Raw genomic sequence first — 21,595 nt, forward strand, 5'->3', positions numbered from 1 at the left:
CCCGTTTCACCTGTGACGCTGCACTGCGGCGTGCAAGGTGGATCGCAAATCATTGAGGCATCCTGATGGAAAAGAAAACTTTCACTTACTGGCAGGACAAGGCCGCGACGCTTTCGATCGAAGGCCGCGCATTCATCGACGGCGCGTATCGCGACGCGTATTCGGGCCGCACGTTCGATTGCGTGAGCCCGATCGACGGCCGCGTGCTCGCCAGCGTGGCCGATTGCGGCGCAGCCGATGTCGATGCCGCGGTGGGCGCCGCTCGCCGTGCGTTCGACGAAGGGGTTTGGGCCGGCCTGAATCCGCGTGCGCGCAAGGCCGTCCTGCTGCGCTGGGCCGCGCTCATGCGCGAGCATCTCGACGAACTCGCGCTGCTCGAAACGCTCGACGCAGGCAAGCCCATTGGCGACACGACGACCGTGGATGTGCCGGGCGCAGCTTATTGCGTGGAATGGTTCGCGGAAGCCATCGACAAGGTGGGCGGCGAAGTCGTGCCCGCCGATCATCATCTCGTTGGCCTCGTCACGCGCGAGCCCATTGGCGTCGTAGCCGCCGTCGTGCCGTGGAATTTCCCGATCCTGATGGCCTCGTGGAAGTTCGGACCCGCGCTCGCGGCGGGCAACAGCGTTGTGCTCAAGCCTTCGGAGAAGTCGCCGCTCACGGCCATTCGCGTGGCGCAGTTCGCGCACGAGGCCGGCATTCCGGCGGGCGTGTTCAACGTGCTGCCCGGTGGCGGGGAGCCCGGCAAGCTGCTCGGCCTGCATCGCGACGTGGACTGCATCGCGTTCACGGGCTCGACGAACGTGGGCAAGCAGATCATGCAGTACGCGGGCCAGTCGAACCTCAAACGCGTGTGGCTCGAGCTGGGCGGCAAGTCGCCCAACATCGTGCTGCACGACTGCCCGGATCTCGACCGCGCGGCGCGTGCGGCGGCGGGTGCGATCTTCTACAACATGGGTGAAATGTGTACGGCGGGTTCGCGCCTGCTCGTGCATCACGAGATCAAGGACGTATTCCTTGCCAAGCTCGTCGAGGCCGCGAAGGCCTATAAGCCTGGCAATCCTCTCGATCCGGAGGTGTCGATGGGCGCGATCATCGACAAGATTCAGCTGGAGCGGGTGCTGGGCTATATCGAGGCCGGCCGCAAGGACTCGAAGCTGCTGACCGGCGGCGAACGCGTGAATGCCGAGGGTGGTGGCTTCTACGTGGAGCCCACGGTGTTCGATACGCATCACGACACGAAGATCGCGCGCGAGGAGATCTTCGGGCCGGTACTGTCGGTCATCACGTTCAGCACGATCGACGAAGCGGTGCGCATTGCCAACGACAGTGACTATGGGCTCGCGGCGGCCGTCTGGACCGCGAACCTCACGCACGCGCATGAAATTTCGCGCAGGCTGCGCGCGGGCACGGTCTGGGTGAACTGCTACGACGAAGGCGGGGACATGAACTTCCCGTTCGGCGGCTTCAAGGAATCCGGCAACGGTCGCGACAAGTCTTTGCACGCGCTCGAGAAGTACACGGAACTCAAGTCCACGCTCGTGCGGCTGCGATAACGCGAGCTATCGCCGCGGGTTACCGTTCCACCAGCGCGCCGAGATTGGCGCGCACCCGCTGAAGCATCGTGCCGAACTGCTCGGCTTCTTCAGGCGTGAAGCCCGCCAGGGCTTCCGCCTGGACTTCGTCGCCCACGCGGCGCGCGCCCGTGAGCACGCCTGCCGCCCTGGGCGTCAGGCTCACCAGCAATTCGCGGCGGTCGTCCGGGTTGGGTGTGCGCACGACCCAGCCGCCTTCTTCCATGCGCTCGAGCAGCCGCCCCGCGGAAATGGGCGCCACTTCCAGCAGTTCGGCGAGGCGCGCCTGGTTCATGTCGCCGTAGTGCGCGAGGTACGCGATCATGCGGCACTGCGCGCGCGTGAGTTCGAGCGACGACTTCGCAAGCTCGTCGTAACGTTTGCCATAGAGCCGGCCCACGTCGACGACCAGGAAGCCAAAGCGCTTTTCGAGGTCGGTAGTCATCGCGCGATTATACGGGCGCACGGCTCGCGCCTTCTCGCGAGCGTCCCCTGCCTGGCGATACCGATTGCGTCGGCGGGTGCGAGTCGTATAATAAGCAGGCTTATTAATTTGACGCGCTCCGCCCCCCAATCACGCTAATCGCACGATGACCGCAGTCATGCAGGACGGCGCCGCCGCGCAGCATCGGGCAGACGCTGGCAAGGAAGCCCCGCTCAATCGCGGCATGATCACGCTCTCGATCATGCTCGCCACGCTGATGCAGACGCTGGACAGCACGATCGCCAATGTCGCGCTGCCGCACATGCAGGGCACGCTGTCTGCCTCCCAGGACGAGATCACCTGGGTGCTCACCTCGTATATCGTCGCGGCCGCCATTGCCACGCCGCTCACGGGCTGGCTCGCCGACCGCTACGGCGTCAAGCGGCTGCTTGGCGTGGCGATTGCGGGCTTCACCGTGGCCTCGGCGCTGTGCGGGCTTTCCGAAACGCTTGGCGAGATCGTCGCTTCGCGGCTCTTGCAGGGCGTGTTCGGCGCGTCGCTCGTGCCGCTCTCGCAGTCCATTCTTCTCGACATCAATCCGCGCGAACGCCAGGGGCAGGCCATGGCCGTGTGGGGCATGGGCGTGATGGTCGGCCCCGTGCTAGGGCCGACGCTCGGCGGCTGGCTTACGGACAGCTACAACTGGCGCTGGGTGTTCTTCATCAACGTGCCGGTCGGCCTGTTTGCGTTCTTCGGCGTCTCGACCTTCATGCCTGCCCGCGTGCCGGGCCGCACGCAACGCTTCGACGTGTTCGGCTTCGCCACGCTCGCGCTTGCCATCGGCGCGCTGCAGGCCTTGCTCGACCGCGGCGAGCAGCTCGACTGGTTCGGCTCGCTGGAGATCCGCATCGAAGCGCTGGTTGCGGCCATTGCCTTTGCGTTCTTCATCGTGCATACGGCCACCTCGGGGCCCGGCACGTTCTTTCGCTACCAGCTGCTCAAGGACCGCAACTTCGCCACGGGCACGCTCTTCATCTTCGTGATCGGCGCGGTGCTCTACGCCACGCGCGCGCTGCTGCCGCCGATGCTGCAGAACCTCATGGGCTATCCGGTCGCGACCACCGGGCTCGTGACTGCGCCGAGCGGCGCGGGCACCATGGTCGCCATGCTGATAGCGGGACGCATATTGAAACGCGTGGACGCGCGCATCATGCTGCTGTTCGGCTTCGTGGTCTCCGCGTACGCGCTCTGGCAGATGATGCAGTACACGCTCGTGCTGTCGCCCTCGGATATCGTGTGGCCGGGCGTGGTGCAGGGCTTTGGCCTCGGCTTCGTGTTCGTGCCGCTTTCCGCGCTGACGTTCTCGACGCTGACACCGCAACTGCGCGCGGATGGCACGGCCACCTATAGCCTCATGCGCAACATCGGCAGCAGTATCGGCATTTCGATCGTGCAGACTTTCGTCACGCGCGGCGCGCAGGTCGCGCACTCGGACCTCGCCGCGAACATCACGCCGTTCAATCCGGCGGTTCAGCAGATGCTCGAAAGCGGTTCGCGGTACGATCTCGCCTTGCTCAACCAGTCGATCACGCAGCAAGCCCAGATGATCGCGTATCTGAACGACTTCAAGATGATGTTCGTGGCGACGCTGCTCGTGATTCCGCTGCTCTTTCTGATCCGCACCGGCCCGAGCGCCGCCACCGTCGATACGAGTCACGCGGCGATGGATTAGCGGAACGGATCGTCTTCCGTTTGACCCTGGCGCGCGGCACTCCCGCGCGCTTTGCATTCACGAATCCCGATGCTTTCTGCCGTTTCCATTCTCCTGCCGGTTTTCGGCCTCATTTTCGCGGGCTTCGCCTGCCGTCGCACGAATGTCCTCGGCCCCGCTGCGGCTTCCGAGCTGAACCGCTTCGTCGTGTGGCTCGCGCTTCCCGCGCTGCTCTTCGATATCCTTGCGCATGCAACGTGGCACGAGCTTTATCAGCCGGCGTTCGTTGCTGCATTCGGTCTTGCCGGGCTCGCCGTGTTCGTCGCCGTGGTGGGCGCGCGCGTGTTCCTCGGCCGCCCGCTCGCGGATGCGAGCATCGACGGGCTTGCTGCCGCGTATCCGAATACCGGCTACGTGGGCTTCCCGCTGTGCATGATCGCCTTCGGGCCGTCGAGCCTCACGCCCACGACCATCGCGACGATCCTCGTGGTCTGCGTGCTGTTCGCCATCGCCATCGTGCTGATCGAAACGGGACTGCAAAGCGAGCGCCGCCCGCACCGGCTCGCCATCAAGGTCGTGCGCTCGCTCGTGCGCAATCCGCTGCTGGTCGCGCCGGCGCTGGGGGCGGTCGCTTCGGCCGCGCATGTCACGCTGCCTGACAGCGCGGAAACCTTCCTCAAGCTGCTGGGCGGCGCGGCGAGCCCGTGTGCGCTCGTCAGCCTCGGGCTCTTTCTCGCCGAACGCCGCGCGAGCGGCGAGGCGCCGCGTGAGTCGTCGTGGTGGCTCACGCTCTGCAAGCTCGTCGCGCAGCCGCTGCTTACGTGGTGGCTGGCCGATCGCGTATTCGGGCTGTCCGACCCGCTCGTGGAGATCGCGGTGTTGCTCGCGGCGCTGCCCACGGGCACCGGCCCGTTCATGCTCGCCGAGTACTACCGGCGCGAGGCGCACGTCACTTCGCGCACCATTTTGCATTCCACGCTCGGTTCGCTCGTCACGCTCACGCTGATCCTGCTGCACCTGCACCACGGCTGAAAGCCGGCGCGGCACGATGCTTGCTGGCATGAAAGCCAGGACCATCGATCAGGAGAATCGGCGATGAACTGGCTACGACGCTTAAGCGCCGCGCGCGCCTCACTCGTCATCACCGTCGTGCTCACCGCAGCGGGCACGGGAGCCTGCACGCTGGGCGGCGCCGCCGCGGGCGGCTATGTCGGCAACCGGGCCACCAACGGCAGCGCGGTCGGCACCGTGGGCGGCGCCGTGGCCGGCGGCGTGATCGGCCATGAACTGAGCAAGTAGGCGCGAGACTTCCTGTTACTTCACGGCGCCTAGTGCGAGTCCCTTCACCATGTAGCGCTGCAACCAGGCGAACACCACGGACACCGGCAGCGTGGCCGCGAGCGTCGCCGCCATGACGAGTTGCCATTCCACTGTGTATTTGCCGGCCACCATGTCGGTGACCTGCACCGTGAGCGTCTTGTTTTCGGGCGAGCGGATCAGCGTGTAGACCACGGCGAACTCATTCCACGCGCTGATGAACGTGAAGATCGCCGTGACCACCACGGCCGGCACCGCGAGCGGCAGGAACACGCGGAACACGGCGCCCGTGCGGCTGCAGCCTTCGAGCCACGCCGATTCTTCGAGATCGCGCGGCACGGTCTGGAAATACGACGACAGCATCCACACGGCGAACGCGATATTGAACGCCGCATAAGAGACGATCACGCCGATCTTCGAATCGACGAGATTGCCGTCGCCGTACGGAATCATCGCGGCGAGCCGGAACAGGCCGACCACGAGCAGGATGGGCGAGAGCATCTGCGTGACGAGCAGGAACTGGCGGTACAGGCCGCGCCCGCGGAACGGAAAGCGCGCGAGCGCGTAAGCGGCCGGCAGGCTCACGGCGAGCGCGAGCGCCGTGGAAAGACAGCTCACCACGATGCTGTTGCGCAGCGCGACGCCGAAGTTCGCGGCCTGCCACATGTCGACGTAGTTCTGCCAGCGCCACTGCATGGGCAGCCAACGCGCCGGGAACACGAACACTTCCGAAGCCGGCTTGAACGAGGTGAAGAACATCACCGCGAACGGGAACAGCACGGCCACGACGAGCGGCGAGAGCGCGAGCCAGCACCAGATCGAGCGTTTGAGCTTGCGGTTCATGCCAGGTCTCCTTCGGCGCCGCCGCGTTTTGCCTGCAGGCGCAGGTAGGCCACCGAGAAGGCGAACAGGATGACGAGCATGATGAGCGAGACGGCGGCAGCTTCGCCCGGTCGTCCTAACCGGAAGCCGAGTTCGTAAAGGTACGTGACGAGAATATGCGTGCTGTCGTCGGGGCCGCCTTGCGTCATCACCCAGATGATCGGGAACGAGTTGAACACGTAGATCACGTTCAGCAGGACCGCCATGTTGATGAACGGCTTGAGCAGCGGCAGCGTGAGCTGGCGGAACTGCTGCCAGGCGCTTGCGCCGTCGATGCGCGCGGCTTCGTAGATATCGCCCGGCACCGAGGAAAGGCCGCCCAGCAGGATCGTGGTCGTGAAGGGGATCGAGACGAGTATGCCCACGCAGATCTCGACAGGGAACGCATACTCGGGCGTCGCGAGCCAGTGGATCGGCCCGGAAACGAGGCCGAGGCGTTGCAGCGTGACGTTGACCATGCCGTAGTCGTCGTTGAACGCCCAGCGCCAGACCACGGCCGTCATCGTGAGCGAGACGGACCACGGCAGCATGACGATCGTGCGCGCAATGCCGCGGCCGTAAAAGTCCTGATTGAGCACGAGCGCGACCGGCACGGAAATCCCGACCGTCCCCACCACGACGAAGAATGTCCAGATCAGCGTGTTCCTCAGGGCGCTCATGAACACCGGGTCGCCGAACACGTTATAGAAGTTCTGCAGGCCGCTGAAGTCGCGAATCTGCCCGAAGCGCGACACATCGTGCAGCGACTGATACACGATGTTGAAGATCGGATAGCTGATGATGAAGAGCGCGAGCACGAGACTCGGCACGATCAGGAGCCAGGGCGCGCGGGGCGCGGAAACGGCGCGGGGTAGTCGGCTCATGCGGGTTCGTGCGCGTGATCGGTCGGGGGCATCGCCGGCCGGTGCTGTGGCGGGCGAGGGCTTCAGGGGACCCGTAGTCATGTCGAATCGTCAGTGCTTCGAAACGTCGGTTCTGAGGCGCTCCGGCGCGCGCCGGAAACTGCGGGCGCGCGCCGGGGTTGCCATCAAGGCTTGTTTGCCAGACTTACTTGCCGAGCGACTTGTTCGCTTCGGTGGCCGCCTGGTTCAGCGCATCGGCCGGCTTGGACTTGCCGAGGTAGACCGACTGCATCGCGTTGGTCACGGCCTTGGCAGTGTCTTCCCAGCCCGTCACGGTCGGCGCGAACTTCGCATGCGGCAGCAGCGCGATGAAGGCTTGCGTGTCCGGATTCTGGAAAGCCGGGTCGCTCGCTTCAGCCTTGGTGGTCGGCAGGAAGCCTTCGGTGCTCGTGAACTGCACGCGCGGTTCCTTCGTGAACAGGAAGTCCAGGAACTTCCAGGCGCTCTGCTTCACCTTGGAGTTCTTGAACATCATGATCGAGTCGGTCACCGCGTAGGTGGCGGGCGTCGTGGCTACCGGGATCGGGTCGATGCCGTACTTGATGTTCGGTGCTTCCTTCTGCAACTGCTTGGCGAGGAACGGCGCCGAGATCATCATCGCCACGCGGCCCTGCTTGAAGAGGTTCTGCACGTCTTCACGGCTGTAGCCCGTCACGCCCGGCTGCGTGAGACCTTCGTCGATCATGCTCTTGTAGAGCGTCGCGGCCTTCACGCCAGCCGGCGAGTTGAATGCCGCCTTGCCGTCCTTGCCCACCACTTCGCCGCCGTGGGTCCACAACGCGTAGTAGAAGTACACGTCGGTTTCGATTTCCTTGCCTTGCAGACCGAAGCCCGCAATGCCCTTCGCCTTCAGTTTCTTCGAGGCGTCGATCACGTCGTTCCAGGTCTTCGGGCCTTGCGGATAGCCAACCGAAGCGAGCATGTCCTTGTTGTAGTACAGCGCGCGCGCCGAAGCGGCGATCGGCAGGCCGTAGGTCTTGCCGTTGATTTGACCCGGAGCCAGGAACGGACCGATGAAGCGGCCCTTGAAGTTCGCGTCCATGTACGGGTCGAGCGGCTCGGCAATGTCGTCCTTCACGAAGTCGAGCAGCCACCGCGTGCCGATGATCGCGAGGTCGGCGTTCGCGCCGCCGGAGATGTCCGTTTGCAGCTTCTGTTGCAGCGAGTCCCAGTTCACGTCTTCGATCTTGATCGTGATGCCGGGATTGGCGGCCTCGAACTGCTTGGCCATTTTCTCGAAGTACGGGGCGGTGGCGTCGCTGTAGTGGGCGACGGTCACGCGGACCGTATCGGCGTGCGCCGCGGCGGTGATGCCGGCGAATGCTAGCGCGACGGCGAGCTTGCCGAGCATGGTGGTTGCACGTGCCTGAAACGACATTCTCTTTCTCCTTGGTGGTTGTTCCTGCGCTTTCCACTAATGCCGCCGCCTTGACCCGGCTGCTGGGTTGCGTTGTTTGAAAAAATCCTACAGGATGAAAAAAGCGTTGTCACCTGGTAAACTCGATATTGTTTCGAGCGCAGAAATTTGCATAACATGCTGTAAAACAGGGGAAATTCATGCGCTGCAGCAGCGCGGCGCGCTCGGTATAAACCCGCATACGGACCACTGTCTGTCATTCGTATGTAGGAAATTTTCAGGCTCTCCGGCAAGGCTGGCGAGCCGCACGGAGAGTCGACATGAGCCGGGTGGTGCTGGTGACGGGCGCGAGCGGCGGCATAGGCCGCGCGCTGTGCAAACGGTTTCTGGAAGCGGGCGACACGGTGCTCGCGCTCGACCGAGACGCGGCGGGCGTGCAACAACTCGCGGCCGAATTCGGCGAAGCGGGCGCGGCGCGCCTCGAGACGCTCGCCGCCGACGTGAGCGATCAGGCCGCCGTGACCGCAGCCGTGGCGCGCGGCGTGGCGGCGCGCGGCCCGGTGGAGGTGGCCGTGGCGAACGCGGGCGGCGCGCTCGGCACGACGCTCGCGCATACCGACGCCGCGAGCTGGCGGCGCGACATCGACCTGAACCTGAACGGGACCTACTACACGGTCGAAGCCGTGCGCGCCTCGATGATCGAGCGCCGGCGCGGCGCGCTCGTGCTGATCGGCTCGGTGAACGGCCTGTCGGCGCTCGGCCACCCCGCGTACAGCGCGGCGAAGGCGGGCCTCGTGAGCTACACGAAGGCGCTCGCCATGGAGCTGGGCCCGCACGGCATACGCGCGAACATCGTTTGCCCCGGCACGGTGAAGACGCCCGCGTGGCGCGCGCGTGTCGAACAGCATCCGAAGATCTTCGAAGAACTAAGCAAGTGGTATCCGCTCGGCGACGTGGCCACGCCCGAGGACATCGCCGACGCCGTGCAGTTTCTCGCCTCGCCGCAGGCGCGCGTGATCACGGGCGTGGCGCTGCCCGTGGACGCGGGCCTCATGGCGGGCAACCGGATGATGGCGAACGAACTGACGCTCGATCCGTTCTGAGGCGCGCGCGGCGCATTGACCTGAGCGACCTGAAAAGACTTCACGCAAACGAGGACAGCATGGCAGCGGTACAACTGAACGGCATCTACAAGCGCTATGGCGACACCCAGGTCGTGCACGGCGTCGACCTCGACATCGAAGACGGCGAATTCGTCGTGCTCGTCGGCCCCTCGGGTTGCGGCAAGACGACGGTGATGCGCATGATCGCCGGCCTCGAAGACATCTCCGGCGGCGACCTCACCATTGGCGGCACGCGGGCGAACGCGCTGCCGCCGCAGCAGCGCAACATCTCGATGGTGTTCCAGAGCTACGCGCTCTACCCGCACCTCTCGGTGTACGACAACATCGCGTTCGGTCCGCGCATTCGCAAGGAGCGCGAGAATGGTTTCAAGCCGCGCATCGAAGCCGCCGCGAAAATGCTCAACCTGTCGGGCTACCTGGAGCGCCTGCCGCGCGCACTCTCGGGCGGCCAGCGCCAGCGCGTCGCCATGGGCCGCGCCGTGGTGCGCGAGCCCGCGCTGTTCCTGTTCGACGAGCCGCTTTCCAACCTCGACGCCAAGCTGCGCGTGCAGATGCGCACCGAGATCAAGGCGCTGCATCAGCGTCTGCGCAACACGGTGGTGTACGTCACGCACGACCAGATCGAGGCGATGACGATGGCCGACCGCATCGTCGTGATGAACGCGGGGCGCATCGAACAGATCGGCCGCCCGCTCGACCTCTACGACAAACCGGGCAACCTGTTCGTGGCGAGCTTCCTCGGCTCGCCTTCGATGAACTTCGCCGAGGGCACGGTGATGAGCGACGCGCGCGGCACGGCGCTCGTGCTCGAAGACGGCGTGCGCATTGCGCTGCCGGAAGGCAAGGCCCAGGCGGGTGCGCGCGTGACGCTCGGCGTGCGGCCCGAGCACATCGAGGCGGGCGGCGACGTGCCGTTCAACGTCGACGTGATCGAGCCGACTGGCGCGGAGACCCACTTGTACGGGAAAATAGGCGAGACGACATGGTGCGTCACCACGCGCGCGCGCCCGGACGTTTCTCCGGGCCAGCGCATGACGCTAGGTTTGCCTTTGGCGCACCTGCATCTGTTCGATACTGAAAGCGGCAAGCGGCTCGATTGAAGCGGAAGCACGCATCGAAACTGGATAGCGGGCCCTCATGTGAGCAGAACCTGGTATCTTCCACGGGAAAAACAGCTTGCCGGTCTCCAACCTGATCCATCACATCCGCAATGTCGCGGAGTCGCTGCGTCCCGCCGAGCGCAAGGTCGCGGAGATGGTGCTTGCCGACATCGACTTCGCCATGCGCGCGAGCATCACCGAGCTCGCGTTGCGCGCGGACGTGTCCGAGCCCTCCGTCACGCGTTTTTGCCGCGCGGTGGGTGCGCACGGCCTGCGCGACTTCAAGATGCGGCTCGCGCAGAGCGCGGCAGGCAACGTGCCCTTCGCGCTCGCCACGGAGATGACGGGCGGCGAGGCAAGTGGCGCCGGGTGGGCCGGCGAGGTCGGCACCCTGCTCGACAAGGTGACGGAGTCGGTCGTGCAGGGCGTGACCCATGCGCGCGCTTCGCTCGATACGGCGGTGTTCGAGGCTGCCGTCGCGGCGCTTTCCAGCGCGCGGCGCGTGTACTTTTTCGGCGTGGGCGCGGGTTCGGGGCTCGTTGCGCAAGACGCGGCGCTGCGCCTGCTGCGGCTCGACATCGCCGCGAGCGCGTTCACCGATGCACATCTGCAGCGCCTTTACGCGGCGCTGCTCGAACCGGGCGACGTGGCGTTCGCGATCTCGCAGTCGGGGCGCAGCGTGGAGGTGAACGAGAGCATACAGATCGCCAAGGAGCGCGGCGCGACGACCATCGCGCTCACGAGTGCGGGCTCGCGTCTCGCGTGGGTGGTGGATATTCCGCTTTTGCTGCGCGTGCCCGCCGCGAGCGATGCGCACGCGCCCGCCGTGGTGCGCATCGCGCATCTCGCGGTGCTCGATGCGCTCGCGCTGGGCGTGTCGCTCGGCCTCGGGCCCAAGGCGCTTGCCAAGATGCGCGATGCGCAGGCGCGCAGCGACGGCGCGCCCGACGATGCTTCCACGGTGGGCACGCCCGAAGACGGGCGTTGACGCTTAGGCAGCCGCAGTGCGCTCGCGCGGCTTGAGTTTCACCGGCATCGTATCCGGCACCATCGTAAACGCCTGCACTTCCTGAATCTTCGCGGCATCGATTGCCAGTTCGATCGTGAACGACTGCATCAGCATCGAGAGCGCGAGGCGCATTTCCACCGTCGCGAGATGGCGGCCAGGACACACGCGCGGCCCGGCGCCGAACTGCAGATAAGCGCGCGCGTCATGGGCTTTTCCGTCATCGGCTTCGCGTTCGCCGCGCTTCATCCAGCGCCACGGATCGTAATGCTGCGGATCGGCGAAATGCTTCGCGTCGAGCATGGCGGGACGCGCGACGAAGAACATGCGCGTGCCCTTGGGCAACGCCACGTTGTCCACCACCACGTCTTCCAGCGGCTCGAACGAATGCACGGACGCCACCGGGCGCAGACGCGTGGCTTCGATGCAGATCGCCTCGAAAATATCGAGGTCCTTCAACGTGGCGTAGTCGGGGCAGACCGTCGAATTGCCGAGCACGCGTGAGGCTTCGTCGCCGAGATGCTGCTGCAACGACGTATCTTCGGCGAGATAGGGCAGCGTCCACGCGATGGAGTCGGCGGTCGTGTCTTCGCCCGCGATCAGGAGCGTGAGCACGTTCGCGCGGATCTGCGCGTCGCTGATGGTCGTCTCGCCGCCCGGCGCCTGCTGCTGCGCGAGCATCGCTTCGAGCAGATTGCGCGGCGCATCCGACGGATCGTCGCGCATGCGCTCGCGGGCGCGCGCCATCATCGCGTTGACGTAGCGGTGCACTTCCTCGAGCGAGCGCTCGAGCTTGCGGTCCGCCGGCAGCTTGACATATCGCCAGTACGGAAAGAGCGCGTTGGTGCGCCTCATCACGCCCGGCAGGATGCGCTCCAGGTGCTCTTGAATCACGCCGTGATCGCGCTCCAGCGTGCGCGGATCTTCGCCGAACGCGAGCGCGCTCGTCACGTCCACCGTGTAGCGCTTGAGGTCGTCGGTCATCTCGACGGTGTCGCCGCGCTCGGCCGCGCGTTGCCAGCGGGTGTGAAGACGCTGCGTGATATCGGCCAGCGTGGGGTAGAACGCCTTGATGTTGGGGATCGAGAGCGCCTGCATCACGAGCTTGCGCTGCGGTTCCCACGCAACGCCTTCTGCCGAGAAAAGGCCGTTGAAGCCCATCTCCTCGAACACCGCTTCGATCGGCTGATAGCGGCGGAAGCGATGCGGACGCTCGCGCATGATCTGCTGGATCAGCTCGGTATCGGTCCAGATCGTAATGGGGATGCCGCCCACCTGGAAGCGGTAGGGTGCGCCGAGTTCGGCGGCCCATTGTTCGAGGATCAGATGCAGACGCGGCGGCGAAAGCTGCAGCAGATTGCCGACGAGCGGCAGGCCGCGCGGGCAGGGCAAATCGGCGATCTGGCGCAATGCTTGTCCGGTGGATGCCGTGCTCATGGGGTGGTTCTCATCACGTGGTCGTTTTTATATCGCGTGCGAAAGGCGCTCATAGCGGCGCGGCCGCCGCCCCTTCCATGTAACCGAAGCGCCGCGAGAGGCGTTCCGCGGCGGCGATCAGCAGTTGCGCCGCCGTTCCTTCGCGTGCGATGTCGAGGCTACCCGAAGGCCCCATCACCGCGAGCACGAGGCATACGCTGCCGGTGTGGTCGAACACGGGCGCGGTCACGGTGCTGATGCCGGGAATGGGTTTGTCGAGCGCCGTGTCCACGCCCTCGGCGCGAATGGCGGCGAGCCGCGCGAGGTAGGCGGGCGTGGCGCCCTCGCGCGGCTTCGCGCCCGCGAGCCGCAGCTCGTCCTGGGCGAGCAGGGCCGCGCGCACATCGTCGTCGACCGATGCGGCGAACACGCGTCCGATCGACGTGTTGACGAGCGACATCACCGTGCCGGGGCGCAGGCTCACGTGCAGCGGCAGCGCCGATTCTTCGAGGCGCACGACGGTCGGGCCGAGCGGTCCCGGCACCGCGAGCGCGACGCTCATCGCGGTGGCGGCGGCGAGGCCCACCAGCTCGACGTCGGCTTCGCGAACCGGCGAAAGACGCGCGAGGCCGATCAGGCCGAGTTCGAGACTGAGCGGTCCCGCTTCGTAGCGGCCCGCGGCGTCGCGCGCGAGCAGGCCGATCTTCTGCAGGCTCACGAGGTGCGGGAAAGCCTTGGCGGGCGCCATCCCCGCGGCGGCGGCGAGGTCGCGCAACGGCAAGGGCGTGCCCGCCGCGACGAGCGCGGCGAGCAGTTCGCCCGTGACATCGAGCGACTGGATGCCGCGTTGCGGTTTGTCGGCGGCTTCGGCTGCCATGCCGACCACGGCGTCTTCGCCGGCGGCTTGCGTTGCGTCGTCGCGCGGAGGCCTGGAGCTTACTCGGGGCATGTCGGTGTCGATGAAAAAGCGGCGGCGGTGATTTCGGCAGCGGCGTCGCGCAGCGCACGCACGACCGCGCCGTTCGCGCGCACGTCGATCACTCCGCTCGCGCCGATGGCGGTGAGCGTGAGGCTCGGTTCGCGTCCGGGGCCGAGCACGGGCACGCAGACGCTGCTCACGCCTGGGCTCGGTGCGTCGATGGCGAGTTCGTAGCCGCGCGCGCGGATGGCGTCGAGCGAGGCGAGGAAGGCGGCATCGGGCGTGCTTTCCTGGGGCGCGCTCGCGGCACTGGCCACGTGGCTGGTGCCGCGCCACACCGGCTGCGCGGTTTGCGTGGCCCATGCGGCTTCGAGCGCCTCGGACCCGAGGAACGCGCAGAACACGCGGCCCGTGGCCGTGGCCCGCAGCGACATCACCGTGCCGACATGCAAGTTCACGTGCAGCGGCAGGCTCGCGTGCTCGTAGCGCACGATGGTCGGCCCCTGTGGCCCGGCAATGCACAGCGCGACGCTGCAGTTGAGCGCCTGCGCGAGCGCGGCGGCGCGCGGCACGGCCTCGCGCAGCGCGGGTTGCTGCGCGAGATGCAGCAGGCCGAGGCGCAGCGCGAGCGGCCCGGGCTCATAGCGCCCCGAAAGCGCGTCGCGCTTGATGAGCCCGAGGCGCGTGAGGCTCACGAGATAGGCGTGCGCCTGGCTCGACGGAATGTCGCCGCTCGCCGCGAGATCGGTGGGGCCAAGCGGCGCGCGCGCGTCGGCGAGGGCGCGCAGCAGGCGTCCGCCCACCTCCACGCTCTGGATGCCGCGCTGCGTGCGGGCCGCCGTCGCGTTGCTTTCCGGCGCGGACGCGGCGCTGTCGTTGCGACGTCTCATGGCGCTTTTCTCTGGCTGAAAAAGGGTCCATGTTAACTGAACGGCGGCAGCCGCACGGACAGCAGCATGCTTTAGCCAGAAATTAACCTATAGCAGTATGATTCGCTATTGACAAATAAAAACGGGAAGACCATCATGGCCTCACCCCGGCACAACAGCGGTTCATTTCAATTTCAAACGGGGCGAGACAACCAGGGCTGGCGCCCAACGCGCCCGGCCCGTGCGCGCTTCGCCCCGCCCCGGCTTCAAGAGCCCCTCGATACGGAGACTCAACATGGCAAAGGCGTTCGCATCCCAGGCCGACCTCGAAGAAAAGAAGGTCACCTTCACGCAGCTCTCGGAAAACGCATACGCGTACACCACGGAAGGCGACCCCAACTCGGGCGTCATCATCGGCGACGACGGCGTGCTGATCGTCGACACCACGGCCACGCCCGCCATGGCGCAGGACCTCATCGCGAAGATCCGCACCGTTACCGACAAGCCCATCAAGTACGTCGTGCTCTCGCACTATCACGCGGTGCGCGTGCTGGGCGCTTCGGCGTACTTCAAGGAAGGCGCGCAGCAGATCATCGCGAGCCGCGGTACGTATGAAATGATCGTCGAGCGCGGCGAAGCCGACATGAAGTCGGAAATCGAGCGCTTCCCGCGTCTGTTCGCGGGCGTCGAAACGGTGCCGGGCCTCACGTGGCCCACGCTCGTGTTCGAGAAGGAAATCACGCTGTTCCTCGGCAAGCTCGAAGTGAAGATCGCGCACCTCGGTTCGGGTCACACGAAGGGCGACACGGTGGTGTGGCTGCCGCAGCAGAAGGTGCTGTTCTCAGGCGACCTCGTCGAATACGACGCTGCGTGCTATTGCGGCGACGCCCAGCTCGCCGACTGGCCCGCCACGCTAGAAGCGCTGCGCTCGCTGGGCGCCGAAAAGCTCGTGCCGGGCCGCGGCCCCGCGCTGCTCAACCCCGCGGAAGTCAACAAGGGTCTCGACTACACGAAGGACTTCGTGACTACGTTGCTCGCGCAAGGCCGCGCCGCCGTGGCGCAGAAGCTCGACCTGAAGGGCGCGATGTCGCTCACGCGCGAGGCGATGGACCCGAAGTTCGGCCACGTGTTCATCTACGAGCACTGCCTGCCGTTCGACGTGACGCGCGCGTATGACGAGGCGAGCGGCATTACGCATCCGCGCATCTGGACGGCGCAGCGCGACAAGGAGATGTGGGACGCGCTGCAGGATTGACGTGCTGCTTGACAGGCTGAAGACGGTGGAGACAAAACGATGATCGACTATCAGACGCTGACCTTCGACTACGCGCGATGCAGCGAACAAACTCCGGACGCCGCCGCGTGCGTGCGTCCGGTCGTGGTGGTCGGCGCGGGGCCGGTGGGTCTCGCGACGGCCATCGACGTCGCGCGGCAAGGCGTGCCGGTGGTGCTCGTGGACGACGACTGCACGCTTTCCACGGGCTCGCGCGCCATCTGCTTTTCCAAGCGCTCGCTCGATATCTTCGACCGCCTCGGCTGCGGCGACCGCATGGTCGAGAAGGGCGTGAGCTGGAACGTGGGCAAGGTGTTTCGCAAGGACGAACTCGTCTACACGTTCAACCTGCTGCCCGAAAGCGGCCATCATCGGCCCGCCTTCGTGAATCTTCAGCAGTACTACGTGGAAGGCTACCTGCTCGAATGTGCGCAGGCATTGCCCAACCTCGAAATCCGCTGGAAAAACAAGGTGACGGGCGTCGCGCAGCACGGCACGCCGGGCGCCGCCGATGCACACGTCGCGCTCGAAATCGAAACGCCCGACGGCCCGTACACGCTGCTCGCGCGCTACGTGGTGGCCGCCGACGGCTCGCGCAGCCCGCTGCGCAAGCTGCTCGGTCTCGACAGCCACGGCCGCACCTTCAAGGACCGCTTCCTGATCGCCGACGTGAAGATGGAAGCCGACCTCCCCACCGAACGCTGGTTCTGGTTCGATCCGCCGTTCCATCCGAACCAGTCGGTGCTGCTGCATCGCCAGCCCGACAACGTCTGGCGCATCGACTTCCAGCTCGGCTGGGACGCCGACCCGGTGCTCGAAAAAACGCCCGAGCGCGTGATTCCGCGTGTGCGCGCACTGCTCGGGCCCGACGTGAAGTTCGAGCTGGAATGGGTGAGCATCTACACGTTCTCGTGTCTGCGCATGGACAGCTTTCGCCAGGGCAACGTGCTGTTCGCGGGCGACTCGGCGCATCTGGTTTCGCCGTTCGGCGCGCGCGGTGCGAACAGCGGGTTCCAGGACGGCGAGAACCTCGCATGGAAGCTCGCGATGGTGCTGGAGAACCATGCGCCCGACGCGCTGCTCGACACCTATGCGAGCGAGCGCGAATACGCCGCCGACGAAAACATCCGCAACTCCACGCGCTCGACCGACTTCATCACGCCCAAGAGCGCGGTGAGCCGCGTGTTCCGCGACGCCGTGCTCACGCTTGCCCGCGAGCATGCCTTTGCGCGGCAACTGGTGAACAGCGGCCGGCTTTCCGTGCCGGCGGTGCTGCGCGAATCGACCTTGAACACGCCCGACGAAGAGACGTTCGACGGCCAGATGGAGCCGGGCGCTTCGTGTGCAGACGCGCCGGTGCAAAACGCGTCGGGTGACGAGAGCTGGCTGCTCGCGCATCTGGGCGACCAGTTCGCGGGCCTCGTGTTCAGCGGTGCGGGCTCGGCGTTCGATACCGCGACGCTCGACACGCTGCAGGCGCTCTCGCGTTCTGCGGTGCCGCTCAAGTTCGTCGTGATGCTCGAAGGCGATGCGGCTGTGCCGGCAGGCCTGCCGGCATCGACGGCGGTGTTGCGCGACGTGCAAGGCCTGGCGGCGCAGCGCTACGGCGCGCAGGACGGCGCGTTCTATCTGATTCGTCCGGACCAGCACGTGAGCGCACGCTGGCGGCGCGCCGATGCGGCGCGCGTGGAGAGCGCGCTCAAGCGGGCGCTGTGCGTGCAAGGCACGGCATAGAGGAGCGAGGAGACAACCATGCTGAACACCCAACCGAACCTGGCAAGACCGGACGACTTTTACGAAGCGCTGATCGACATGCATCGCGATCTCGACGAGGCGCAGAGTCAATCGGCCAATGCGCAACTGATCCTGCTGCTCGCGAACCACATCGGCGAGCACGAAACGCTGATGCAAGCGCTTCGCTTCGCGCGCGCAGGCGTGAGTGCGACAGCGAGCAACGGTGCGACGGGAAAACTTGCGGCGTGAAAGACTGAAAGAGACTGATAGCGTTAATGAATGCGGCCAGTGCAAACTGGCCGCATTCATTTTCCCGCACGCAATTCATCGCCATTTGCAGCACTTCTCGCGCAAGCAATCGTTTGCGTTCGCAAAACGCGCATGACACCTCGGCGCATAGACTCGCGACAAGGGCTTTCGGCATGCTTTCCACGCGGGCCAACTATGCAAGCTGATTCAAGAACGTCCTGGAAAACGCCGTAAACGCGGCTCATAGCACTCACTTCGCAAACGCATAAGATAGTCAGACAAATGCGGGCGATGGAATCGTTTTCCGGGGATAGAACTTGAATCGCAGTCAAACATGGTCGCGTACGGCGGCGCCGGGCGAGATCATTTATTCGGAAGGCTTTGCAGGCGAACGATTGATTTTCGTGATCGCCGACGGCAAGGTCGAAATCTCCACCCGTTGCGACGACAAGAAAGTCGTGATGGCCACGCTCGGACGCGGCGAATTTTTCGGCGAGACGGCGTTGCTCGGCGCGGAACCGCGACCGAACACGGCGAAGGCGCTCAGCTTTTGCCAACTGACCGTCGTGCCGGCGAGTCTCATCGAAGAGGAACTCGAACGCGTCACGCCGATGCTGCGCCATGTGGTGCGCACGCTCACGCGGCGCGTCAAGGCGAAGGACGATCTGCTCGCCACCTACACCCATGCCGACTTCATGCCGGGTGTACTGTCTTACGCGCACGTGCTCGCGCTGATCGCAGGGGCGAGCGATCGCGCCGAAGGTGGCGATACCTGGTCGCGACACGGCGCGAGCGGCGCCGAAGTGAGCGTGCCGCTCGCCGACGTCGTGCAGAAATGCCGTGCCGTGGCCGGCCATTCTCGTCCGCATGTGATGGCCATGCTCCGGCGTATGGAAAAGCTCAATCTCGTCGCGATGCAAAGCGGGCAGGCCACGCACCTCGCCAACAACGCGGCGGCGGCAGAAGGCGCGTTGGGCCGCCAGGTGGTGACGTTCGACCCCGTGCGCATCGTGGAGCGCGCGACACAGGTCGCAGACAGCGATCTCGATGTGTCGATCAACAGCGAACTCGAACTGATCGAACTGGGCGATCTCGAAGCGCTGATCGGCGTGGAGCGCAAGGTCATTCTCAACAAGCTCTCGCACGCCGAAATCGCCGACGAGGTCTTCGCGTTCCGCAAGTCGAAGGTGCTCAACTTCGTCGAGCAAAAGGGCGTGGCGTATTTCTCGAAGCGCACGAATCGCGGTTCGGGTGAACTCAAGGCGCTCGACGATCTGTTGTTCGTCGATCAGCGCACGCTGTTCGAAGCCGTGAGCGCGCTCGATACCTACGATCTCGCGAAACTGCTCGCCTCGATCGAGGATCCGGCCGTATCCGAGCGCCTGCTCTCGGTGATGGCGGACGCACGCAAGAACGAAGTGTCGTGGGTCATGCGCCGCGACATCAAGATCGATCCCGTGGAAGTCGAAGATATCGAGCAGCGCCTGCTTGAAGCGGTGCGTGCACTCAAGTCGCCTGGCGCGCGCCACGCGGATCGCTGAGTGGGGATGGGGAGACACGCATGGATCTGCTTACCCTGATCGGTATCGCCATCGGCGCGCTCGCTGTGGTCGCGGGCTTCTCGCTGGAAGGCGGCCATTTCGTCACGCTGCTTCAGCCCGAGGCGCTGGCCATCGTGCTGGGCGGCACGCTCGGCGCCGTGATGATCCAGAACACGTGGGCGCGCTTCTTCGATGCCATCAAGCAATTGCGCATGGCCTTCGTGAAAGCGCCACGTGTAGATGAAGCGAGCCTCGCCGCCGTGCTGGAGTGGGGCGATCAGGCCAAGCTCAACGGTCTGCTCGCCTTCGAATCGATGGATCTGCAGGGCATTCATCCGTTCGCGCGGCGCGGGCTCGAACTGCTTGCGAGCGGCGTTTCGACTGCCGTGCTCGAAGATGCGCTCCATCGCGAACTCGAAGCCTCCGGGCGCAAGCACATGGCGGCGGCGCGTGTGTGGCAGCAGGCGGGCGGCTATGCGCCCACGTTCGGCATTCTCGGCTCGGTGCTCGGCCTGATTCAGGTCACGGGGCATCTGATCGAGCCTGCGGAACTCGGGCCCGGCATTGCCGTGGCCTTCATCGCCACGCTTTATGGCCTGGCTTTCGCGAACCTGGTTTTTCTGCCGCTGTATGGCAAGATGCGCGCGCATATCGAAAGCGAACTGCGTCTGCGCAAGCTCTATCTTGACGGCCTGCTCGCTATTTCGCGCAAGGAGTCGCCGCACACGATCGCCACGCGTCTTGCTGGCGAGGTGGGCGGCAAGAGCGGCGGTTTGCAGGGCGAAGCGAACGTTTGGGCGCTGGACACGACGCACGCGAGCTGACCGCCCATGCTTTCCGATAAAGACTTGCCGCTCACGGCGCATTTCGATCACGACGAGGACGAAGGCGGCGAATCGAGTTCGGGCCGTTGGCTCATTTCCTACGCGGACCTGATCACGACGCTGATGGTGCTGTTCCTCGCGCTCTATGCGATGCAGCTCGCAAAGCATAAGGAATCCGAAATACGCTCGGCGGCGCAGCGCACGAGCACGGCGGCAGCGGTCGGGAATATGCCCGCCGTCGATCAGGCGTTGCTCGCCTCGCTCGAAACGCTGCGCGAGCGCGGCGAAATCACGATCGTGCCAGCGGCGCGCGGCGTGGAGATCGGCATCAACGCGAAGATCCTGTTCAACGCGGGCGATGCCACGCTGCTGCCCGAATCGCTTGGCGTGCTGGGGCGTATCGCCGAGGTGCTGCGCGCGGCACCGGCGGGCAATATCCTCGTGGAAGGGCACACCGACAGCACGCCGATCGCGAACGCGAAATTCGCTTCGAACTGGGAGCTCTCTTCGGCGCGCGCGGGCGCGGTGGTGCGCTTTCTGGTCGAGCGCGGCATCGAGCCTCACCGGCTCGCCGCGATTGGCCGCGCCGACAACTTCCCGCTCGTGGCAGGCAACGACCCCGCGAGCCGCGCGCTGAACCGGCGCGTGACGCTGATCGTGCAGCGCTGACGCTCACGCCTTTCGCGTGGTCGCCAAGGCAAACGCGCGTCACACCTGCATGGACGGCACATCCTTCATGCAGCGCAAGGCGAACATCGACCGGCTGTGGCGAATGCTCGAGATGCGATAGAGCTTCTCGCGCAGGAAGCGCTCGTAGCCGGCGGTGCCATCCACCGCCACCTTGATCCAGTAGTCGTACTCGCCGGAGACGAGATAGGCCTCCAGCACTTCGGGCAGCGCCGCGAGTTCGGCGCCGAAGCGCGCGAGCGCGTCGTCTTCGTGGCGGTCGAGCGTCACTTCCAGAATCACGATGTCGGCGTAGCCCAGCTTTTGCTGGTTCACGAGCGCGACATAGCCGTCGATATAGCCATCGGCTTCGAGCTGGCGGGTGCGATTCCAGCACGCGGTGGTGGACATGCCCACCTGCTCGGCCAGTTCGGCGTTGGAAAGTCGGGCGTTCTTTTGCAGGGCGCTGAGGATCTTGCGATCCTGGTTGTCGAGCGCTTTGGGCGGGCGTTCACGGGGGCTCATGGCGAAAAAGAATCTTGTACAGGTAGATGAAATTCTAGCGGAAGAAGATTCTGTCTATTGGCCGTTTTTGCCTGAAAACCGGAAGCCTATCCACGTAATTCCCCGGTATATTTTCCACATGCCTTCTTGCCTGGCACGACCCACGCGGCCACCTCCCCGCTGTGGGGAGCGCCACCGCAGCC

At 65.5% G+C, this 21,595-nt stretch carries 21 protein-coding genes; 13 read left to right on the forward strand and 8 right to left on the reverse strand.

Annotated features, from left to right (window positions below; all coding sequences use genetic code 11):
* Positions 1 to 65: 65 nt before the first annotated feature.
* The gene (locus tag AB4Y42_RS22130) at positions 66 to 1,556 is read left to right on the forward strand and encodes an aldehyde dehydrogenase (protein WP_368695360.1); all 1,491 of its coding nucleotides are present in this window, start codon (positions 66 to 68) and stop codon (positions 1,554 to 1,556) included.
* A 19-nt stretch (positions 1,557 to 1,575) separates the two neighbouring features.
* On the opposite strand, the gene AB4Y42_RS22135 is transcribed toward AB4Y42_RS22130, so the two are convergent.
* Complete coding sequence (locus AB4Y42_RS22135; protein WP_342919094.1) at positions 1,576 to 2,019, reverse strand: MarR family transcriptional regulator; 444 nt, start codon at positions 2,017 to 2,019, stop codon at positions 1,576 to 1,578.
* A gap of 223 nt (positions 2,020 to 2,242) precedes the next feature.
* Here AB4Y42_RS22135 and AB4Y42_RS22140 point away from each other — a divergent pair, with 223 nt between their 5' ends.
* The 3 genes from AB4Y42_RS22140 to AB4Y42_RS22150 all read left to right on the forward strand — a co-directional run bounded on the left by AB4Y42_RS22140 (position 2,243) and on the right by AB4Y42_RS22150 (position 5,008).
* Positions 2,243 to 3,730, forward strand: a complete 1,488-nt coding sequence (locus AB4Y42_RS22140) for a DHA2 family efflux MFS transporter permease subunit (protein ID WP_368688730.1) — start codon at positions 2,243 to 2,245, stop codon at positions 3,728 to 3,730.
* 69 nt (positions 3,731 to 3,799) lie between these two features.
* Positions 3,800 to 4,741, forward strand: coding sequence for an AEC family transporter (locus AB4Y42_RS22145; protein ID WP_368695361.1), 942 nt, complete (start codon positions 3,800 to 3,802; stop codon positions 4,739 to 4,741).
* Between the two features lie 63 nt (positions 4,742 to 4,804).
* Complete coding sequence (locus AB4Y42_RS22150; RefSeq protein ID WP_233884092.1) at positions 4,805 to 5,008, forward strand: glycine zipper 2TM domain-containing protein; 204 nt, start codon at positions 4,805 to 4,807, stop codon at positions 5,006 to 5,008.
* A 15-nt stretch (positions 5,009 to 5,023) separates the two neighbouring features.
* Here the strand turns inward: AB4Y42_RS22150 and AB4Y42_RS22155 are convergent, their stop codons facing one another.
* The 3 genes from AB4Y42_RS22155 to AB4Y42_RS22165 form a co-directional block, all read right to left on the reverse strand.
* Positions 5,024 to 5,869 carry a carbohydrate ABC transporter permease gene (locus AB4Y42_RS22155; protein WP_324140996.1) on the reverse strand — a complete coding sequence of 282 codons (846 nt, stop codon included), beginning with the start codon at positions 5,867 to 5,869 and terminating at the stop codon, positions 5,024 to 5,026.
* Positions 5,866 to 6,771, reverse strand: a complete 906-nt coding sequence (locus AB4Y42_RS22160; RefSeq protein WP_368695362.1) for a carbohydrate ABC transporter permease — start codon at positions 6,769 to 6,771, stop codon at positions 5,866 to 5,868. Before AB4Y42_RS22160 ends, AB4Y42_RS22155 begins: the two co-directional genes overlap by 4 nt.
* Positions 6,772 to 6,955: 184 nt before the next feature.
* The gene (locus tag AB4Y42_RS22165; protein ID WP_368688650.1) at positions 6,956 to 8,188 is read right to left on the reverse strand and encodes an ABC transporter substrate-binding protein; all 1,233 of its coding nucleotides are present in this window, start codon (positions 8,186 to 8,188) and stop codon (positions 6,956 to 6,958) included.
* Between the two features lie 299 nt (positions 8,189 to 8,487).
* Here AB4Y42_RS22165 and AB4Y42_RS22170 point away from each other — a divergent pair, with 299 nt between their 5' ends.
* The 3 genes from AB4Y42_RS22170 (at position 8,488) to AB4Y42_RS22180 (ending at position 11,379) form a co-directional block, all read left to right on the forward strand.
* Positions 8,488 to 9,270, forward strand: a complete 783-nt coding sequence (locus AB4Y42_RS22170; RefSeq protein WP_368688649.1) for an SDR family oxidoreductase — start codon at positions 8,488 to 8,490, stop codon at positions 9,268 to 9,270.
* Between the two features lie 59 nt (positions 9,271 to 9,329).
* Positions 9,330 to 10,391, forward strand: coding sequence for an ABC transporter ATP-binding protein (locus AB4Y42_RS22175; RefSeq protein WP_368688648.1), 1,062 nt, complete (start codon positions 9,330 to 9,332; stop codon positions 10,389 to 10,391).
* A 76-nt stretch (positions 10,392 to 10,467) separates the two neighbouring features.
* Positions 10,468 to 11,379, forward strand: a complete 912-nt coding sequence (locus tag AB4Y42_RS22180; RefSeq protein WP_028202741.1) for a MurR/RpiR family transcriptional regulator — start codon at positions 10,468 to 10,470, stop codon at positions 11,377 to 11,379.
* A gap of 3 nt (positions 11,380 to 11,382) precedes the next feature.
* Here AB4Y42_RS22180 and AB4Y42_RS22185 read toward each other — a convergent pair whose 3' ends face one another.
* Genes AB4Y42_RS22185 through AB4Y42_RS22195 form a run of 3 tightly spaced genes read right to left on the reverse strand, consistent with a single transcriptional unit; the run spans position 11,383 to position 14,622 of the window.
* Positions 11,383 to 12,834 (reverse strand): cytochrome P450, encoded by a 1,452-nt coding sequence (locus AB4Y42_RS22185; RefSeq protein WP_368695363.1) that lies wholly within the window; start codon positions 12,832 to 12,834, stop codon positions 11,383 to 11,385.
* Positions 12,835 to 12,883: 49 nt separating this feature from the next.
* On the reverse strand, positions 12,884 to 13,690 hold the full coding sequence (locus tag AB4Y42_RS22190) for an IclR family transcriptional regulator (RefSeq protein WP_368695487.1): 807 nt from the start codon (positions 13,688 to 13,690) through the stop codon (positions 12,884 to 12,886).
* 59 nt (positions 13,691 to 13,749) lie between these two features.
* Positions 13,750 to 14,622, reverse strand: a complete 873-nt coding sequence (locus AB4Y42_RS22195; protein ID WP_368695364.1) for an IclR family transcriptional regulator — start codon at positions 14,620 to 14,622, stop codon at positions 13,750 to 13,752.
* 274 nt (positions 14,623 to 14,896) lie between these two features.
* Between AB4Y42_RS22195 and AB4Y42_RS22200 the strand changes: the two genes are divergently transcribed.
* The 6 genes from AB4Y42_RS22200 to AB4Y42_RS22225 all read left to right on the forward strand — a co-directional run bounded on the left by AB4Y42_RS22200 (position 14,897) and on the right by AB4Y42_RS22225 (position 20,891).
* Positions 14,897 to 15,856: an MBL fold metallo-hydrolase gene (locus AB4Y42_RS22200; RefSeq protein ID WP_254320125.1), complete on the forward strand. Its 960-nt coding sequence runs from the start codon at positions 14,897 to 14,899 to the stop codon at positions 15,854 to 15,856.
* Positions 15,857 to 15,895: 39 nt separating this feature from the next.
* Positions 15,896 to 17,608 (forward strand): FAD-dependent oxidoreductase, encoded by a 1,713-nt coding sequence (locus AB4Y42_RS22205; RefSeq protein WP_368695365.1) that lies wholly within the window; start codon positions 15,896 to 15,898, stop codon positions 17,606 to 17,608.
* An 18-nt stretch (positions 17,609 to 17,626) separates the two neighbouring features.
* Positions 17,627 to 17,857, forward strand: coding sequence for a DUF2783 domain-containing protein (locus AB4Y42_RS22210; RefSeq protein ID WP_368695366.1), 231 nt, complete (start codon positions 17,627 to 17,629; stop codon positions 17,855 to 17,857).
* A gap of 317 nt (positions 17,858 to 18,174) precedes the next feature.
* Positions 18,175 to 19,398: a cyclic nucleotide-binding domain-containing protein gene (locus AB4Y42_RS22215; RefSeq protein WP_368695367.1), complete on the forward strand. Its 1,224-nt coding sequence runs from the start codon at positions 18,175 to 18,177 to the stop codon at positions 19,396 to 19,398.
* A 20-nt stretch (positions 19,399 to 19,418) separates the two neighbouring features.
* Positions 19,419 to 20,222 carry a flagellar motor protein gene (locus tag AB4Y42_RS22220; protein WP_368688643.1) on the forward strand — a complete coding sequence of 268 codons (804 nt, stop codon included), beginning with the start codon at positions 19,419 to 19,421 and terminating at the stop codon, positions 20,220 to 20,222.
* Positions 20,223 to 20,228: 6 nt separating this feature from the next.
* Positions 20,229 to 20,891, forward strand: coding sequence for a flagellar motor protein MotB (locus AB4Y42_RS22225; RefSeq protein WP_368695368.1), 663 nt, complete (start codon positions 20,229 to 20,231; stop codon positions 20,889 to 20,891).
* A gap of 39 nt (positions 20,892 to 20,930) precedes the next feature.
* On the opposite strand, the gene AB4Y42_RS22230 is transcribed toward AB4Y42_RS22225, so the two are convergent.
* On the reverse strand, positions 20,931 to 21,413 hold the full coding sequence (locus tag AB4Y42_RS22230; protein ID WP_028202732.1) for an Lrp/AsnC family transcriptional regulator: 483 nt from the start codon (positions 21,411 to 21,413) through the stop codon (positions 20,931 to 20,933).
* Positions 21,414 to 21,595 lie beyond the last annotated feature (182 nt).

It is taken from the genome of Paraburkholderia sp. EG286B, from assembly GCF_040965655.1.
Classification (GTDB): domain Bacteria; phylum Pseudomonadota; class Gammaproteobacteria; order Burkholderiales; family Burkholderiaceae; genus Paraburkholderia.

Bases quoted from the DNA above. Each gene is read 5' to 3' on its own strand.
- AB4Y42_RS22205 (WP_368695365.1), top strand. From the start codon at position 15,896: ATGATCGACTATCAGACGCTGACCTTCGACTACGCGCGATGCAGCGAA.
- AB4Y42_RS22220 (WP_368688643.1), top strand. From the start codon at position 19,419: ATGGATCTGCTTACCCTGATCGGTATCGCCATCGGCGCGCTCGCTGTG.
- AB4Y42_RS22185 (WP_368695363.1), bottom strand. From the start codon at position 12,834: ATGAGCACGGCATCCACCGGACAAGCATTGCGCCAGATCGCCGATTTG.
- AB4Y42_RS22135 (WP_342919094.1), bottom strand. From the start codon at position 2,019: ATGACTACCGACCTCGAAAAGCGCTTTGGCTTCCTGGTCGTCGACGTG.
- AB4Y42_RS22155 (WP_324140996.1), bottom strand. From the start codon at position 5,869: ATGAACCGCAAGCTCAAACGCTCGATCTGGTGCTGGCTCGCGCTCTCG.
- AB4Y42_RS22140 (WP_368688730.1), top strand. From the start codon at position 2,243: ATGATCACGCTCTCGATCATGCTCGCCACGCTGATGCAGACGCTGGAC.
- AB4Y42_RS22145 (WP_368695361.1), top strand. From the start codon at position 3,800: ATGCTTTCTGCCGTTTCCATTCTCCTGCCGGTTTTCGGCCTCATTTTC.
- AB4Y42_RS22230 (WP_028202732.1), bottom strand. From the start codon at position 21,413: ATGAGCCCCCGTGAACGCCCGCCCAAAGCGCTCGACAACCAGGATCGC.
- AB4Y42_RS22130 (WP_368695360.1), top strand. From the start codon at position 66: ATGGAAAAGAAAACTTTCACTTACTGGCAGGACAAGGCCGCGACGCTT.
- AB4Y42_RS22190 (WP_368695487.1), bottom strand. From the start codon at position 13,690: ATGGCAGCCGAAGCCGCCGACAAACCGCAACGCGGCATCCAGTCGCTC.
- AB4Y42_RS22225 (WP_368695368.1), top strand. From the start codon at position 20,229: ATGCTTTCCGATAAAGACTTGCCGCTCACGGCGCATTTCGATCACGAC.
- AB4Y42_RS22175 (WP_368688648.1), top strand. From the start codon at position 9,330: ATGGCAGCGGTACAACTGAACGGCATCTACAAGCGCTATGGCGACACC.
- AB4Y42_RS22210 (WP_368695366.1), top strand. From the start codon at position 17,627: ATGCTGAACACCCAACCGAACCTGGCAAGACCGGACGACTTTTACGAA.
- AB4Y42_RS22150 (WP_233884092.1), top strand. From the start codon at position 4,805: ATGAACTGGCTACGACGCTTAAGCGCCGCGCGCGCCTCACTCGTCATC.
- AB4Y42_RS22165 (WP_368688650.1), bottom strand. From the start codon at position 8,188: ATGTCGTTTCAGGCACGTGCAACCACCATGCTCGGCAAGCTCGCCGTC.
- AB4Y42_RS22160 (WP_368695362.1), bottom strand. From the start codon at position 6,771: ATGAGCCGACTACCCCGCGCCGTTTCCGCGCCCCGCGCGCCCTGGCTC.
- AB4Y42_RS22170 (WP_368688649.1), top strand. From the start codon at position 8,488: ATGAGCCGGGTGGTGCTGGTGACGGGCGCGAGCGGCGGCATAGGCCGC.
- AB4Y42_RS22200 (WP_254320125.1), top strand. From the start codon at position 14,897: ATGGCAAAGGCGTTCGCATCCCAGGCCGACCTCGAAGAAAAGAAGGTC.
- AB4Y42_RS22195 (WP_368695364.1), bottom strand. From the start codon at position 14,622: ATGAGACGTCGCAACGACAGCGCCGCGTCCGCGCCGGAAAGCAACGCG.